Genomic DNA, 16,154 nt, shown 5'->3' on the forward strand with positions numbered 1-16,154 from the left:
TCAGTCTCCAGTCAGTTCGGGGGTTTTGGCCGCCAAAGCGTCTTGGTTTTCTTGAACCACCTCTGCCACAGTATCCGGAGTTGCGCAGCGGCGTGTCATTGTGCAGGTGTCGCGGGCCGTTCTGATGCGTCCTGTGGCGTAGAGTGAAATTTTCATGGGGCGGGCCTCGTAAACAAAGCGGATGGTCGTACATGACCCCATTTTGCAACCGGTTGCAATACTCTGCCATCCCAAGCATTTAAGATGGCGGAACGTAAATAGCGGAGAGGCAAGCAAGGACACAGCCACAACTGCGTCTTTGTCAGCGTCTCCGCCGGACGACCTGTCGGGTCCCCATTTTCGAGGCTACTGGTTTACGTCGCCCTGACCATTCTGATCTGGACTATTCCGCCGCCACAGCCTCCATTGCGGCTTGAGCACAATGGCAAGACGCCCCAACCGGCAGATCAGATCGTGCTGCTGCCAACTCCAGTCGCTGACGGACCTGAATTGCTTCTGGGGTGTCAGCAGCATTCCGAAGTCGCAGGCACTCGTTGAGGCCCTTCAAGCTCCATATGTTGTCAGGGTGGATACACGCGCGAGGCAGGTTTCCGGCAAGGCCCAAGTCTTCGCGGTAGGCGCGTTCCGCTTCTTCGACCCGACCCTGCTCGAGTGCCAAGGCGCCGAGCGCGTGACGCACAGGTTGGATCCAACCCCAAGGCTCGTCGTAAGGTAACCCATCTTCCAGCTCTATCGCTTTGCGAAGATGGGAAAACGCCGCGTCGTAATTTCCTTTTCGATACTGGAGTTCGCCATCAAGCATCTGCTCGGCAACGTCCAAAAGATCTATGCACCGACAGTTGTGCAAATAGCGGCTGTCGGGAACTTTGGCGCGTGTCTCCATGAATTTCGCGCGTTCGGCTTCGGAGTTTTCGACATCACCCAGTGCGGCATGCGCAACTGATTTTGCATAGTGCAGGGAGGCGATTGTATAACAATAAAGTTCGGCGTCTTCCGGCACAGGCTCGGCGATTATTTCCTTCCATTTACCAAAGCGGATCTGAACATGGGTCTTCATGGAAATGTAGCTTTCAAGGAAGTCGGCCATCGGCGGGCTTTCCAGCTTTAGCAACTCGACCGGTATTTCCTCGATCATTTCTTCGGCGGCAGCCATTGCGGGTTCGTACTGACCGAGAAACATAGCGCCATAAATCGCGAAGTGGTAATTGTGTACCCGGTAAGCGGTATAGAAATTCATTCGTCCTTGTCGTTCGGCGATCTTGAGATCAGCCTCTATGCCTTTCTGGTTCCAGTGCAGGGCATCACGATACTCTCCGCACTGAATGTCGATGTGGGTCGGCATGTGGATAAGGTGCCCCGCGTCTGGCACCAGTTCGCGCAAGTGATCACCCGCCATCAGCGCTTTCTCAGGAGTTGGCGACATCTCCATCAGGTGGACATAGAGGTGCAGTATCCCGGGGTGGACTCGTCCTTGTGGCGTATCAACGAACTTTTCGAGGACATTTTGCGCTTCGACTGTATTGGCGCCCTCGGCGACCGTGTTTGTGGTTATGTCCCACATCTTCCACGGTGTCTGGTTCAATATTGCTTCGACATAGACTGTGGCAATTTCAATATCTTCCGGATGCGCTTCGAATGCCTTTTTCATCGCAGCAGCGAAGTTGTCGTTCCAAGGTCTTTGCTCTTCGATTGGATCGCGTTGCGGGTATCGCGCGGGTAACGCCTCTATCAGAGCCCGCTCGGGTGCCGTCACATTGCTGACCAGCGAAAGCGCGGCCTGTGTATTGTCATAGGCTGTTGCCAAAGCGTTTGACTTGGTTTCCGGGTCCATCATCCACCACTCGAAATTGTAATTAGGACCAACGGCATAAGCGACGCCCCAATGCGCCATGGCGCAGGCGGGGTCGTGTTCCAGTGCCTTGTGAAAGCACTCGATTGCCTGTTCGTGATTGTACGAATAAGTCCAAACCAAGCCTCTGTCGAACCAGATCTGTGCTTCGGCGGATGAAGTGGTAATTTTACGAGAATAGACGTCAACGTTGAAATCGTACATTTACAATCCTCCCTGTTGAAACGCGTTAATCATAACGCAATGCGGCAAATTTTTCGAGGTAAACGTTCGACAGACGCGCCGATGGGCGGGTCAACGTCCACCAAACGGTTGTCGATGACCGGCGCGGCAAAAATCGGATATGAGCCTAGAGTACGCATTCGACACTTTGCCCGCCAAAAAAGCGAAATAACACTGGCGCGGCGGTCCGCAAAACTGTGGCCCTCACTTCGTTCAAGAGTGTCTGGTTTCCGAGTTTGACGAGATGTCTGCCAGCTTGGTGATCGTCGTTTGGGGCAGCTTAAAGTAGTTGGCAATTTCATGTTGCGTCATACCAAGGTCGGTTAAGGTCGCGACGGCCTCAGGTGTCACGTGACAGTCACTACGAACTTTGACGTTAGTCGCGTGTACTTCCGGGCACGGCACGTGGCTGGGCACGCCTGAGGACGATTGCTGAAGCCACGAAATGATAGATTTTACTGGGGCACTCACAAAAGGCACTCCTACGCGCAGGTGTGAACTCGCACAGTAAGAGTAGGTGATTCATGTGTCAGTAAATTGAAACAGCAGCAAATGCCGCGGCGCGATAACCGATTGTCTGCATTGTCCTGCCGGTTCAGATGATAGACGCAACACACTCTTCGAAATGCTCTTCGGGCAGCAAGTAATTCAAGGTCTTTCTGCGGCTCTCGTTGCGTTTGCGGGAGACGGTATTGAGACGCTCCAGGGTTTACATCGACAGGTCATAACTAAAACCTGACATTTCCTGTCGCATACGGCTGCTCGGCGCGTCAAAGATGCCGTATGAGAAAATCGCTCCCATGTCTGCATCGAGCCCGAAGTAAACAATGCATAGCGGCCTCATGCGACACACGGTCGTTACATTTACGCATCAGAATGGCGGCAACAAATCGAGCACAAAAAAATGCCTTTAAGGGCGAACATAACATGATGTGGGCAGATCAAAATCATCACCCTCTCAGCGGCGTTGGTCTTACATCTGACCAGCCAGCCCCGCAGCGTATTCTCATCGTTTCCGATGCATGGCTGCCGCAGATTAACGGTGTTGTTCGGACGTACCAAAACATTCTTAAGCATCTGAAGGAACAAGGCTGCGAATTGCGCGTCATCGGGCCTGCAGATTTTCCGAATATGGCAATGCCGTCGTATCCAGAAATCCGCCTCGCGCTACCGCTCTCGGGCCGGCTGCGTCAGATGATCGAGGACTTCGACCCTTGTGCCATTCACATTCCGGTTGAAGGTCCGCTGGGGTGGATGGCGCGCCGCTGGTGCCTCAAGAACGGGCGCGCATTTTCCACTGCATTCCATACAAACTTCCCTGCCTACGTTGCCGTGAGGACACCGGGCCCGCTCAGATCGCAATCGGAGGCAGTTGCGATTTCGACTCTGAGACGTTTTCACAGACCTTCTAGCTTTATATACACGGCGACTCCTGCGCTCGACACAATGCTCAGGAACTGGAAAATTGATAACACGCTGGAGCGGCTGTCGCGTGGGATAGACGCCGCGCAATTCTATCCCTCGCCGAGCCGAAGCAGCACACCATCAGCTTCACCGGTTCTGCTATACGTCGGCCGTGTCGCTCCGGAAAAGAACATCGAGGCGTTTCTCGCTTTGGATTCGCCGGGAACAAAAGTCGTTGTCGGAGATGGCCCGCAACTCCAGCAGCTACGCCAGAAACACAGAAATGTCACCTTCCGAGGAATGCTGACGGGAGAACCTTTGGCCTCTGCTTATCGCGAAGCTGATGTTTTTGTGTTCCCGTCAAAAACAGATACCTTCGGCAACGTGGTTCTTGAAGCGATGGCCTCCGGACTGCCGTGTGCTGCATACGACGTCACCGGCCCGCGAGACATAATTTCCGCAAATCCAATACTCGGCGCAGTCGACGACGATCTTTCAAAGGCTGTCGTACGGGCCTTGGACGCACCGGGTACGCGTGCGGAACGACACTCTTTCGCAGTATCCAAATACAGCTGGGAAAGGGTTGCTTCGGATTTCAGGCACTTTTCTGCGAGGCTGATGCCATGATCGATGAAACAAAGTTACGCAGCGTTTTCGTCTCGGATTTGCATTTAGGCTACAAAGGTGCGGATATTGGTTCGCTGAATGCCTTCTTGCGCACGCATCAGTTCCGCTACCTGTATCTCGTTGGGGATATTCTGGACGGTTGGAAACTGGAGAAACGCTGGTATTGGAACCAGGAATACAGCGACTTTTTGGATATTTTGCTAGAGCTCAAGAACAACGGCGTGCAGATCATCCTTCTGTCGGGCAATCACGACGAAAAACTGCGCCAGCCATTTGCGCGATTGTTCCGACCGCTTTTGTTGGAGCGTTTTGGCATCCGGCTAGAAGAAGAGGTCATTCACCACACACAAGACGGCCGAAAGCTCCTTGTTATTCATGGAGATCAATTTGACGGGCCACTGCTGCGCGGAACATCCAAACATGCAGACGAGGTCTGGTCTCGTGTGGATGACCTTGCGTGGTCACGCTCGAAGGAAGAAGCCCCTGCCTTGGACGCCAGACGCAGGCGCTGGTCTCTGGGCAAGGCCATTGCCACTTACTCCAAATTTTTGATCGGGGGCTATGCCGAGGCGGGATTGCGCCGTGCAGCGCAGGACGAGGTGGATGGAATAATTTGCGGCCACAGCCACGTGCCATCCCTGATGACCAGAGGCCGGCTTGTTTTTGCGAATTGCGGATCATGGACCGGTGCCAGAGAAACTGGCGGCTGTCACACGGCCATTGCCGAACACAATGACGGCTCGCTCGCGCTCGTGAAATGGCCGTCCATGCGGGCTTCATATCAGGATCAAAGATACAGCAACCTCGAACCGGATAATCTGAATACCAAAACCGACGAAGCGGCTAAGCTCGCGCGTCTTGCCTACAGGTTCTGGACGCCGCCGCGGACGGGTGCGCCATTGAGTGCGCGCCTGTACTGGCTGTCTCAATCCGGACGTTCAGTTGCATACCGCTGATTCAGAGAGAAATCACCCATGAACAAACCACCTTTAAATGGCCTCCCGCGTCTTAAGGCCGCCTGGTACAATTCCTTGAACGGTCTGAAAGATGTCTGGAAGAGCGAGGAAGCCTTCCGCATCGAAGCCGTCGCATTCTTATTCAGTATCCCGCTCGCGTTCTGGCTCGGTGATACGCCTTTCAAGACCAGCATCCTTTGCGCAGTTGTTTTGCTGATCCTAATTGTGGAAGTGCTCAACACTGCGATCGAGGCCGTTGTCGACCGTATTGGTCCAGAGCGTCACGAATTATCGCGGATCGCCAAGGATCTTGGATCTCTCGCAGTTCTTCAGATTTCGTTGCTCGCTGGTTTGGTTTGGTTTGCGGCACTTTGGGAACGCTTCGCAGGTTAAAGACGCAGGGCGAGACAAAATAGTATCTGACACCATCCGGGTCAGCCTGCCTCGATTTAAACCGGTAATGGTATTCTTGGCGGCGGGTCTGCTTTGACCGCTGACTGTCAGTTCGAAACAGCCCACATTGCGCGACTGCAACAAATAGTCGGAAAGCGGGCTGCGACGGCAGCATTGCAACTCTGGGCCGAAAGTCGGCCGTGGGCCGTCCAAGACACAGAGGCGCGGCTACCTTTGCCGACACGCTGCGCTGCATTCGATGAGGGCAGTGAGCCCGACGTCAACCTGGAAGGCTCGGAAAGTGTCCTCAGGACGCTTTTGCCCACCAGCGTGATGCGGTTTGGATGAGCAGGCAGCCTTGCTGAAATCACCCGCCGTGATGAACGATTTGATCTGGTTGCTGACGTTTTTGGTGTTCCCTGATGCTTTCATCTCCAGCCATCCAGTCAAACGGAATTCTGATCCAAGCCGTTGTGAAAGAATACAAATTTTCTTCCAAGACTGCCCATCGCGGCCCTGGAATAATCCCGACGAACACTTTCAACCATATGACAACAACCATTGAATCTCGTGGATTCAGAAGCGCGGGACGTATTTTGCGGCCTGTCTGCCCGACAAAAATAATTTTCGTTTTGCGAAACTTTTCGTCCTCCGGCTCGTGTCTCGAACACACCCAAGATGGAGGACCACCACATGAATCGCTTTTCACTCTCAATCATTGCAGCCCTGACGGCTTCCACGGCTTTTGCCGATGGCCACGCGATGGAGCCGAAGGTCATGGCAGACGATCAATCCGTCGCGAACGGTGTCGTCAGTGCCCAAAAGGTTGCCGCCGCTCAAAACGGCTGGCTGGTTGTCCACCGCACCAGTGCGGATATGAAGCCTGGCCCGGTCGTCGGACATGCACCATTGCGCAAAGGTGAGAACGCCGACGTTGCGGCGATACTGACCGAAGAGGTCAAGCCGGGCGAAATGCTGATGTTGATGGTGCACAGCGAAGACGGCGGGATGAGTACGGGCATCTTTGAGTACACTCTGGGGGCTAAGGAAGATGGGCCGGTCAAGGTAGATGGTAATCTGGTAATGCAAGTGATCACCGCGCAATAGCGCGCGTCAGTGCCCGACCCAGAGTGGCCGCGTCCCGGGTACAAGCCCGGGGCGTGGCGTTTACCGGTTTGACTTCCCCCCGACATCGGCACAGCTTCCTTGTGAAAGGTTGATTGCAGGCATCATGACCACCAAGGCCGACATCGAAGACATGATCGCGCGCATCAAGCTGCGCGACACGGATGCGCTCGCGTCGCTCTATGACTGCACAAATGCCAAACTCTTCGGCGTGTGTCTGCACCTTTTGAAAGACCGCGGCGAGGCCGAAGACGTGCTGCACGACGTTTATCTGAGGGTCTGGAACAAGGCCGACACCTACGCGGTGACCGGACACAGCCCGATGACCTGGCTCATCACAGTGGCGCGGAACATGTCGATCGATCGTCTGAGGAAAAGGCGAACCAGCACCGAGAGCGATTACGCATTGGATCTGGTTGCCGATGACAGACCCGGTCCGGAGGCTGCTGCGATCGCAAGTTCGGAACGCGCGCGCATCTACGCGTGCCTGAGTGAGCTTGACGCGGAAAAAGCCGACGCTGTCCGATCTGTTTACCTGGAGGGGCACACCTATAAATCGTTGGCCGAACGTCATGACGTGGCGCTCAACACGATGAGAACGTGGCTGCGCCGCAGCCTGATGAAACTTAGAGAGTGTCTGGCGCGATGAGCGAGTTTGAAGACACATACGACGCAGACGACGCCCTCGTGGCGGAATACGTACTGCATCTGCTCGATGACCGCGAGCGACGTGATTTTGAATCGCGTCTTGCCAGCGATCGGGCGTTGCAGTCGCGGGTCCACGCGTGGGAAGCACGCCTCGCACCCATGGCCGAGGACATTGCGGATGTCGAACCGCCAGCCTCGATAAAGGCGCGCATACTGCAATCCGTTGAAACAAGATCCACACGTCGCGGAAGTTCAAAGCTTTGGGCTTGGGGTGTCGTCGGGTTGGCTGCTGCAAGCCTGCTTGCCGCGGTATTGTTCGCGAACCTTTTCGGACCCGCCCGAGAGTTGACGGTCGAATTCCAGGCAGAACTCGCCTCTCCGGATCGTTCGATCGTGATGGTCGCCGGCGTGATTCCCGAGACGCATGAAATCGTGATCGAACGGTTTGCAGGCGCACCGCCGGTCGGGTCGGTACACGAATTGTGGCTGATCGCTGATGGTGCCGATGCGCCAGTGTCCCTGGGTTTGCTGGAAAACGAAGGGGTCACGCGTATCCGTGTGCCAGACGCCATCGCACCGGGCGTGAGAACCGGTACAATCGCAATTTCCGAAGAGCCTCCCGGAGGCTCGCCGACCGGCGCACCGACGGGACCGGTCATCGCAACGGCACAATTCAGCGACATCTGAAACTTTTCCATCTGCTAGTTCGTGAATTCCACCGAGAAACCCGGAGGAATAACATGAAACTTAAGAAGCAAACGGCCGGATGCGTGGCCGCGCTTGGGGCCATCGTTTTATCGTCGCCGCTTCCCGCTCATGAATTCTGGATTGACACCCATGTCTCTCGCGCGAAAGAGGACGCGTCCGTGTCTGCCGATATTCGCGTGGGACAGGACCTGTCCGGTGTGGCGCTGGCCTACCTTGATGACACCATCAAGTCGATGACGCATCACGCGCCTGAAGCGTCCATACCGCTAGCAGCGCGGTTAGGCGACCAACCTGTCATCAAGGCCTTCGTGCCGGAGGCCGATGGCCTCCACACCATCACGGTCGAAACCCATCCGGCCTATGTCAGCTTCGACACCATGGACGAATTTGAAGAATACCTTGGCTATGAGGGGCTTTTCGACATTGCCGCCGGACACATTCAACGCAGGCTGCCAATGGTCAATATTACAGAAGAATACATCCGGAACGCCCGAGCACTGGTTCAGGTCGGCGCGCCGGACGCGGGCGACATCGATCGCGCGACGGGCATGCCTTTTGAAATAATTATTCAGGGCACGCCGTTTTCGTCAGAGAAGCGAATACTGGGCGTGCGGCTGGAATGGCGTGGTGCACCTCTGTCGAACGCGCAGATCTGGCTTTTCCATCTGCCAATGGGTGGTTCAGCCCCGGATGACACCACCAGAACGCTGTTGCGAACGGACAGCGCGGGCCGGGCTGCCTTTCCGATGTTCGGCGCGGGCAAGTACCTTCTGAACGCGGTGCGCATGGACCCCGCAGAAGGGCCCGACGCGGCGTTTTGGCGAAGTCACTGGGCGTCCCTTGCATTTGACATTCCACCGACGCATCAGCGCGCAGATTAGAAAAAAAGTTGAAAATTGAAACTTTCTGCGGCTGCCGTTCGTGGCTTGGGCACGAAACATCAAACGGAGATTTCGAATGACACTTACAACGAAGCTGACTGTTCTGACCCTTGCTGCCGCGCTTTCCGCAAGTTCTGCATTCGCTAAGGGCCACGACCAAGGTGCCGGTCCCAATGGCTCGCCCGCAACAACCTCAGGCCAGAACGCTGGCTTGGAGACTGCCAGCGCTGCACAAGGCATCGGCAAGGGCAAAGGCAACACAGGCGGGCCACGGGGCAAATCCGGCGACGCCAACAAGCAGGACTGAGATCTGCCGATCGCAAGATCATTCAAGGCCCGACAGATACGCTCGGGCCTTGTCTTTTCCAGGCCTCTGCAAGGCTGATCCTGCTTTCCGACGGCTCAGTCGACTTTGTTTGCGTGGGCGACGTGCAGAGTCACGGATGTACCCCCCGGTTTCTTTGACCTTTTAAACAACTCGGGTCTGAAAACAAAAGCACCGGAAGTTGGCGGTACCGCTGCCGCATACAGAATTACTACCCCGTTGGAGGCCACATTCGTTTTCATTAGAGCCTATGACTGAATTGAGCTGTGCCGCTCTATAATGTGGCTACAAGTATTCAATGCGAGGCAGGATGGAAAGGCAGCAGGTGCCCACCCTGTGAGACAAATCTATACCTGTTCAGACTCCAAACCCTTACGAACCGTCAGCGCGGTGGTTCCCTCCCAGCGTTGGAAAGCGCGCGAAAAAGCGGACTGATTTTTGTAAGCAAGTGCAGCGGCAATGTTCGCGATCGACTGGTGTTTATCACGCATCATATCTCTCGCCATCATGTGACGTGTTTCGTCCAGAACTCTGGAAAATGATGTTGCTTCGGATGACAGACCGCGCTGCAAGCTGCGCCGTGTCATGCCGACGGCCGCACAGATCCGGTCAATATCGACGGCGCCATCCCTCAGCATACCTCTTATCAGCAGGGAAACAGAATAAGCGACCGAGTTTCCGGCCCTGAGTGGCACGAAGTCTGCAACGGCCGGTAATGCGTGAGCTTTACTGCTATCAAGTGTGATCTGGCTGTCGGCAACTTCTTGTGGAACAACGATTTGAAGGATGTTCGTCGGGCTATCAGATACACGATTACCAAGAACGCGACGCAGATGTTCCAAACCGTTTCGCGGGTGCGGTACCATATTGACATGGCGAAATACGGGCGTTGGGCACGCGGTCAAATTGCAGATCATATGGACCATTGCCGTGCAATACTGTTGAACAATATGCAGAGTTTCGGCGTCGTTAAATTGCGTCATCCACCCGTCTTCGATGACGAGATCGCCATTGTCCGTTTTACTGATATTGAAGGTTTCATGCGTACAATGGGCAGACATTCCCGACTGTACCAAAGCCATTATCTGACGCGGGGTGGATGCCTGCAAACCGATTGTCGCAAGCAGCCGCAATTCATAAAAGCCGCTGTCGCCGACCACTCTCCAGGGGAGGTCAGGCCCTTCCTGCTTGGTCACCAAGCAAATAGCGCGACAGGCCTGTCGCAGGGGTATGGGGTCAAGCAAGTTATCCTCTGAGACCCATCCCAGATCAGTTTTCTGCAAGAGCTCTTCGGCGTCACGCCCGTGTTGGCGCATCCATCTAAGGACGGGAGCCAATGCTCCTGCTCGGATCAGCGGAATGCTCATTTCTGTCCTGTCAATTCGCTGTTGTGCCAATCACAACCCGGTCTTTGGCACGAGATGGTAAAAACAGGCTCATCGCATTGATCTATATCAAGGTTGGCAGACGTGCGCTCTCCCCCAATAGACATCCGTTCCGGTGACTTGGTTGTTGCCGGACGGAAATTCAGAAATGGGGGGGCACTTCTTGGACAATATCTTCAAACATTATACTTCGCTTTTTTCGGTTGTCGGTGTCGCTTTACTGTCCGGCACTCCGCTTGCCGCGCAATCCACCGATTGGGATTATGCGGTTTCGATTTATCTTTTCGCTGCGGAAACGGATATCGAAGCCGGAACACCGTTTGGGCCGGTAGAGGCCAACTTGAGCTTCAGCGATGCTCTCGACAATCTTGACTTTGCTTTCATGGGCGCATTCGAGGCCAGCAATGGATTGTTGAGCTTTGGCGTCGACTATATGGTCAACGATCTGTCTTTTGAGAACTCTACACCGGGCCCTGCTTTCTCGGGACTGGATACTGATTTCAAGACGCGGATATTATCGGCCTATGCTGCCTATCGCGTGTATGACACATCGACGTCGCAGATCGATCTGGCGGCAGGCTTTCGCTGGTTTGATACCCAGTCCACTTTCACGCTCACACCAGGCAACCAGCCGGGCGGGTCCAGTAAAATTGAAGACGACTGGGTCGACCCCATTGTGGGTGCAAGAGCCCGCTTCCAGCTTTCGGATCGATGGGCCGGGACCGTCTTCGCCGACTACGGCGGTTTCAGCAGCGACAGCGAAACCTGGCAAGTTCTGCTGACTGCTGACTACGCACTTAACGAAGATTGGCAACTGCGGTTCGGCTACCGGTACCTCTCCGTTGATCACGACATCAATGGAAATGATTTTTCCTTTGAACAATCCGGGCCCATTTTCGGCGCAACTTACCGTTTCTGAACCCCTATCCAAGCCCTTTCCAGAGGAGGATATCCCCTATGACCACGAAAACCCGACCCACGAGGAGTGCTGCAGAGTTCAAGAAACTCTTTCTTGGTGCATTGTTCATCCTACCCACCACGGTGATGGCTCAGCAAACTCTTGATCGTACGGTTTTGCCAATTTCACCGCCTAGTGAGCCGCAATTCTCACAGCAGGATGTGCGGGACACAACCCCGCCACCTCTGTTCGAAGTTGTCGCACCACAGGGTGCGCCGAATGTTCTGCTTGTCCTTGTTGACGATCTTGGGTTTGCGGGGACCAGCGCATTTGGTGGGCCTGTCTCGACCTCCACGTTTGATCAGTTGGCAGCGGCTGGGCTGCAGTTTGTAGACTTTCACACGACTTCGGTGTGTTCGCCAACGCGGGCGGCACTCAAGAGTGGTCGTAACCATCACGTCAACAACATGGGCGGGATCATTGAAACCGGAACAACCTATCCCGGTAATACGGGGCAGATCACCGCAGACGTAGCGCCTTTGGCCGAAATTCTCCGCTTGAACGGGTATAGTACCGCAGCATTCGGGAAATGGCATGAAACAGCAGCGTGGGAGGCAAGTGTTTCAGGCCCGTTCGACCGCTGGCCCACGCGTCAGGGGTTCGACAAGTTTTATGGTTTTCTGGGGGGAGAAACGAACCAATGGGCGCCGTTCATCTACGACGGGATACATCCTGTCGAATTACCGGATGATCCCGACTATCACTTTCTGGAGGACATGACCGAACAGTCCGTGGCGTGGATTAAATACCAAAAAGCGCTGACGCCGGACCGTCCGTTCTTTGTTTACTATGCACCGGGTGCGACCCATGCACCGCACCATGTGCCACAGAAATGGATTGACCGCTGGGAAGGCAAATTTGACCAAGGCTGGGACGTGTTGCGCGATGAGATCATCGCACGCCAAATAGAAAACAGCATTATTCCCGAAGGAACCGGACTTGCGCCCAAGCCCTCTGCGATCCCGGATTGGGATAGCCTGAGTGAAGATGAAAAGACACTCTTCAAAAAGCAAGTTGAGGTCTTTGCCGGCTATATCGAAATGACGGACCATGAGATCGGGCGCGTCATTCAGGCTGTCGATGAAATCGGAGAACTCGATAATACGCTTGTTGTGCTTGTCTACGGCGACAACGGAACAAGTTCCGAAGGCGGACGGAACGGGATGTTCAGTGAGATGACATATTTCAATGGCGTTCAGGAACAGGTTTCCGACATGCTGCAGAAAATTGATAAATGGGGGGGACCCGAGACTTATCCGCATATGGCTGCCGGATGGGCCGTTGCATTTGACACACCTTACAAGTGGACGAAACAGGTCGCTTCCGACCATGGCGGCACGAAGGTCGGTATGGTGATCCACTGGCCCCAAGGGTTTGAGGCCAAAGACGAACAACGCGCGCAGTTTCACCATGTCATCGACGTTGCGCCAACCATTCTGGAAGCGGCTGGCCTGCCTGAGCCGACGGTTGTGAATGGTGTGCCACAGCGGCCCATGGACGGAGTAAGTATGGCGTATCTGTTCAACGATGCCGATGCGGAAGAAAGGCGCACGACCCAGTACTTTGAGATGTTCGGCAACCGCGCCATTTACCACGAAGGATGGTTTGCACGCACGATCCACAAGGCCCCGTGGGAGCAGAAACCGCGTCGTGCGCTTGATGAAGACATTTGGGAACTCTACGACACCACCAAGGATTTCTCTCTTACAAATGATCTTTCGCAGGAGCATCCGGACAAGCTTGCCGAGTTGCAGGATGTTTTCCTGATTGAAGCTGCGCGCAACAAAGTCTTGCCCATTGATGACCGCACATTCCAGAGGATCAACGGAGAGCTTGTCGGACGCCCAGATGTGATGAAAGGCCGTACGTCCTTGACGTTGTCTCAGGGGATGGACGGAATGACGGAAAACGTCTTTTTGAACATCAAAAATAAATCCAAGACAATTACTGCGGAGGTCGTTGTCGAGGAAGACGGAGGGAACGGTGCAATCCTTGTTCAGGGTGGTCGTTTCGGTGGCTGGGGCCTGTATGTGAAGGATGGTGTTCCGGCCTATGATTACAATTTCCTCGGGTTGGAGCGCTATTCTGTAGCCGGCACTGAACAGCTGTCGCCGGGCCAGCATACCATTCGGTTTGAGTTTAACTATGATGGCGGCGGCGTGGGTAAAGGCGGAATGGGCGCGCTTTACGTCGATGACGTCAAGGTGGCTGAAAACAGGATCGACCGAACCCAGCCTATGGTGTTTTCGGCAGATGAAACGGCAGACGTGGGCGTCGACCTTGCCACACCTGTGATTGAGACAATTGGTGCCGAAGCCTCGTCTAGGTTCACTGGCGAAATCAAAAACGTAACCATTGAAGTGCGTTGACCATGGTTCGGTACCCGCAGGCTTGTACTTGCCTGCGGGTCCATAATCGGTCCGCGCCAAATAATAGATGGAGACACCAAATGAAGTCCTTGAGCGAGTTTTTGATTGCCGCTGCTGTGACTTTTTCGGCGCTTTCCACGCCGCTTGCAGCACGTGCCGACGAAACACATGCGCGAGACATTCTTCGGTCAATGTCAGACTACCTCGCGGCTGTTGAAACCCTAAGCTTTGACTATGATGCGACGCTTGATGTGGTCACAACCGATGGTCAAATACTTGGCATCGCGAGTTCCGGCGCGGCTGTTTTATCGCGGCCTGACAAGTTAAGGGCGACACGGGAAGGTGGCTATTCCGCGCTTGAAGTCACTCTGAGCAGGGACATGATGAATGTGGCTGCACACCATGTTGGTGTCTATGTTCAGGTGCCTGTCAGCGGTGGCATTGACGGTATGTTCGACCTCCTTCGCGAGCAGTATGGTTTCATTTTGCCTGCGGCGGATCTTTTGTCTGAAAATAATTATGACGTTTTGATGGCTGACGTGACCGACGTAAAAGATCTTGGCGCGGGCATGATCCGCGGTCAGCTGTGTGATCATCTGGCCTTTCGCACGCCGGACGTTGACTGGCAGATCTGGATTGCGGCCACTGATCAGCCCTATCCTTGCCGGTTTGTCATCACCACCCACACATTCCAACAGGGTCCTCGTTACACATTGGATGTCAGTAATTGGCAAAGTGATATTGCTTTGCCCGCAGACAGTTTTTCTTTTGCTGCATCCAACGATCTGGAACTGGCCAATACGGAACAGTTGCAGGCTGTAGTGAGCGAGTTCCCAGACCACTTTATGATTGGAGCAAGCCAATGAAACGCCTTCGCAACATGTTTATTCTGCTTTCAATCTTGATCGTAACGGCGATCACAATTGAAGCGGCAGCCGTCCTGAACGTCCCCGGTTTCAGCAGCGTTATTTCCAAGGCTGAAGCGCGCGTTGGGCGACCCGCTACGCCAGTAAGTGTTGCCGGCGCTGGCCGCCGAACAGTTCGCCGCTGTGCTGCGGGTGTCTACAATTGTTAGTGTCCGGCCTGACGAAAGATTTCAGGGCATACTTTCAGTGCGTGTGAAGAATGGCCGTGTCACAAAGGGTAGCGTTCCTGTGCAGGCTGGTGCACGCTGCTAACGAAGCTGGCCGATAGGGGGCTCAACTTGCGCATTTTTTTGTCATTAATCGGTGTCATTCTGCTTGCCGCTGCGTCTGGCTGCGGTCCAAGAGGCACTTTGGCTTTGTTACCGGAAGGCAGCACTCCGACGCAGGAAAAATCTGTTTTGGTTGCAACGTCTCGCGCACCTGCACCTCCGCCCGAGTTCTTTGGAAGCGGGCGATCATACAAAACCAATTACGCGCGGTTTCAGGTTTCGATCCCTCCCGCCCGAAAGCCGGGCGAGGTAAAATACCCAAAGACTGATCGCATTGATCCTGAGACGCAGTTTTTGGTTTCTTCGTTTGATAGAATTGGAACGCGACAGGATTTTGTGCGCGCGATCAATGCTGAGTTGGTCAACCAACCCGCGGATGTGACCCAAGGATCTATTTTTGTTCATGGATTCAACACCAACTTTCCCGAAGGCGTGATGCGGGATGTGGCACTCGTGCTTGATACCGGCCGCTCCGGCGTCAACGTCGTGTACTCCTGGCCTTCGGCGGGTAGCGTGCTGAAGTATCTCGATGACAGGGAAAGTGCGTTGTTTGCGCGGGATTCAGTGAAGGAAACTTTTCAATCCATGTCTCAGTCACGGCTGTCGAATTATTTGGTTGTCGCGCACTCTATGGGCACTTTTGTTGTCATGGATGCGTTGAGGGAGCTTGCGCTTGAAAAAAACTCCCAAACTCTGCGCAAGATGAAGGCGGTTATTTTGATTTCCGCTGATTTGGATATTGACGTGTTTCTTAAGCAAGCTCCCGTTGTTTTGGCTGCGGGCGTTCCCATCGTCCTGCTAACAACTGAAGATGACCTTGCCTTGCGAGCATCCGCTCGAATGAGGGGACAAGGCGATAGGGTGGGAGACTTACGAAACAATTCCAGACTTGGAGGTTTGGATATACCTGTGTTCGACTTGTCCGAGGTGAATTCCGGGGGCTTTCTTAAGCATTTCAAAATCGGCTCATCACCAGAGATTTTAGAATTTCTCAAAGCACTGAACCAGTCTGGTCAAGGTGTGATTGGTGCTACTCTGGCAGGTCCTGTAATCAACGTCGGAGAGGAAGTCCTTGAAGACGCAACTGACGTGTTGTTGACGCAATGATC

The 16,154-nt window shown here is 54.4% G+C and carries 16 protein-coding genes; 12 read left to right on the forward strand and 4 right to left on the reverse strand.

The features are described 5' to 3' along the window. The 3 genes from AC2D8V_RS00485 to AC2D8V_RS00495 all read right to left on the reverse strand — a co-directional run bounded on the left by AC2D8V_RS00485 (position 1) and on the right by AC2D8V_RS00495 (position 2,542). Positions 1 to 156, reverse strand: coding sequence for a hypothetical protein (locus tag AC2D8V_RS00485; protein ID WP_484731547.1), 156 nt, complete (start codon positions 154 to 156; stop codon positions 1 to 3). Between the two features lie 226 nt (positions 157 to 382). Further along, positions 383 to 2,053, reverse strand: a complete 1,671-nt coding sequence (locus tag AC2D8V_RS00490; protein WP_484731548.1) for a tetratricopeptide repeat protein — start codon at positions 2,051 to 2,053, stop codon at positions 383 to 385. A gap of 231 nt (positions 2,054 to 2,284) precedes the next feature. Next, entirely contained in the window at positions 2,285 to 2,542 is a 258-nt protein-coding gene (locus tag AC2D8V_RS00495; RefSeq protein ID WP_484731549.1) for a hypothetical protein, read from the reverse strand. Positions 2,543 to 2,998: 456 nt separating this feature from the next. On the opposite strand from AC2D8V_RS00495, the gene AC2D8V_RS00500 reads away from it, so the two are divergent. From AC2D8V_RS00500 to AC2D8V_RS00535, 8 genes are all read left to right on the forward strand, one after another. Further along, the gene (locus AC2D8V_RS00500; RefSeq protein WP_484731550.1) at positions 2,999 to 4,102 is read left to right on the forward strand and encodes a glycosyltransferase family 4 protein; all 1,104 of its coding nucleotides are present in this window, start codon (positions 2,999 to 3,001) and stop codon (positions 4,100 to 4,102) included. Beyond that, entirely contained in the window at positions 4,099 to 5,058 is a 960-nt protein-coding gene (locus AC2D8V_RS00505) for a UDP-2,3-diacylglucosamine diphosphatase (RefSeq protein WP_484731551.1), read from the forward strand. Before AC2D8V_RS00500 ends, AC2D8V_RS00505 begins: the two co-directional genes overlap by 4 nt. 18 nt (positions 5,059 to 5,076) lie before the next feature. Further along, entirely contained in the window at positions 5,077 to 5,451 is a 375-nt protein-coding gene (locus tag AC2D8V_RS00510; protein WP_484731552.1) for a diacylglycerol kinase, read from the forward strand. Positions 5,452 to 6,144: 693 nt separating this feature from the next. Then, entirely contained in the window at positions 6,145 to 6,558 is a 414-nt protein-coding gene (locus AC2D8V_RS00515; protein ID WP_484731553.1) for a DUF7282 domain-containing protein, read from the forward strand. 124 nt (positions 6,559 to 6,682) lie between these two features. Next, positions 6,683 to 7,225 (forward strand): sigma-70 family RNA polymerase sigma factor, encoded by a 543-nt coding sequence (locus AC2D8V_RS00520; RefSeq protein ID WP_484731554.1) that lies wholly within the window; start codon positions 6,683 to 6,685, stop codon positions 7,223 to 7,225. Continuing rightward, the gene (locus AC2D8V_RS00525) at positions 7,222 to 7,911 is read left to right on the forward strand and encodes an anti-sigma factor (RefSeq protein WP_484731555.1); all 690 of its coding nucleotides are present in this window, start codon (positions 7,222 to 7,224) and stop codon (positions 7,909 to 7,911) included. The genes AC2D8V_RS00520 and AC2D8V_RS00525 overlap by 4 nt, the downstream gene beginning before the upstream one ends. A 53-nt stretch (positions 7,912 to 7,964) precedes the next feature. Next, on the forward strand, positions 7,965 to 8,813 hold the full coding sequence (locus AC2D8V_RS00530) for a DUF4198 domain-containing protein (protein WP_484731556.1): 849 nt from the start codon (positions 7,965 to 7,967) through the stop codon (positions 8,811 to 8,813). Positions 8,814 to 8,889: 76 nt separating this feature from the next. Continuing rightward, complete coding sequence (locus tag AC2D8V_RS00535) at positions 8,890 to 9,120, forward strand: hypothetical protein (RefSeq protein ID WP_484731557.1); 231 nt, start codon at positions 8,890 to 8,892, stop codon at positions 9,118 to 9,120. 365 nt (positions 9,121 to 9,485) lie between these two features. Here AC2D8V_RS00535 and AC2D8V_RS00540 read toward each other — a convergent pair whose 3' ends face one another. After that, on the reverse strand, positions 9,486 to 10,505 hold the full coding sequence (locus tag AC2D8V_RS00540; RefSeq protein WP_484731558.1) for a helix-turn-helix transcriptional regulator: 1,020 nt from the start codon (positions 10,503 to 10,505) through the stop codon (positions 9,486 to 9,488). A 181-nt stretch (positions 10,506 to 10,686) separates the two neighbouring features. On the opposite strand from AC2D8V_RS00540, the gene AC2D8V_RS00545 reads away from it, so the two are divergent. The 4 genes from AC2D8V_RS00545 (at position 10,687) to AC2D8V_RS00560 (ending at position 16,152) form a co-directional block, all read left to right on the forward strand. Continuing rightward, entirely contained in the window at positions 10,687 to 11,442 is a 756-nt protein-coding gene (locus tag AC2D8V_RS00545) for a porin family protein (RefSeq protein WP_484731559.1), read from the forward strand. A 38-nt stretch (positions 11,443 to 11,480) separates the two neighbouring features. Then, positions 11,481 to 13,850 (forward strand): arylsulfatase, encoded by a 2,370-nt coding sequence (locus tag AC2D8V_RS00550; RefSeq protein ID WP_484731560.1) that lies wholly within the window; start codon positions 11,481 to 11,483, stop codon positions 13,848 to 13,850. A gap of 80 nt (positions 13,851 to 13,930) precedes the next feature. Continuing rightward, the gene (locus AC2D8V_RS00555; protein WP_484731561.1) at positions 13,931 to 14,716 is read left to right on the forward strand and encodes a DUF2092 domain-containing protein; all 786 of its coding nucleotides are present in this window, start codon (positions 13,931 to 13,933) and stop codon (positions 14,714 to 14,716) included. Between the two features lie 338 nt (positions 14,717 to 15,054). Continuing rightward, the gene (locus AC2D8V_RS00560; RefSeq protein ID WP_484731562.1) at positions 15,055 to 16,152 is read left to right on the forward strand and encodes an alpha/beta hydrolase; all 1,098 of its coding nucleotides are present in this window, start codon (positions 15,055 to 15,057) and stop codon (positions 16,150 to 16,152) included. Positions 16,153 to 16,154 lie beyond the last annotated feature (2 nt).

Source organism: Roseobacter sp. YIN89 (assembly GCF_057219365.1).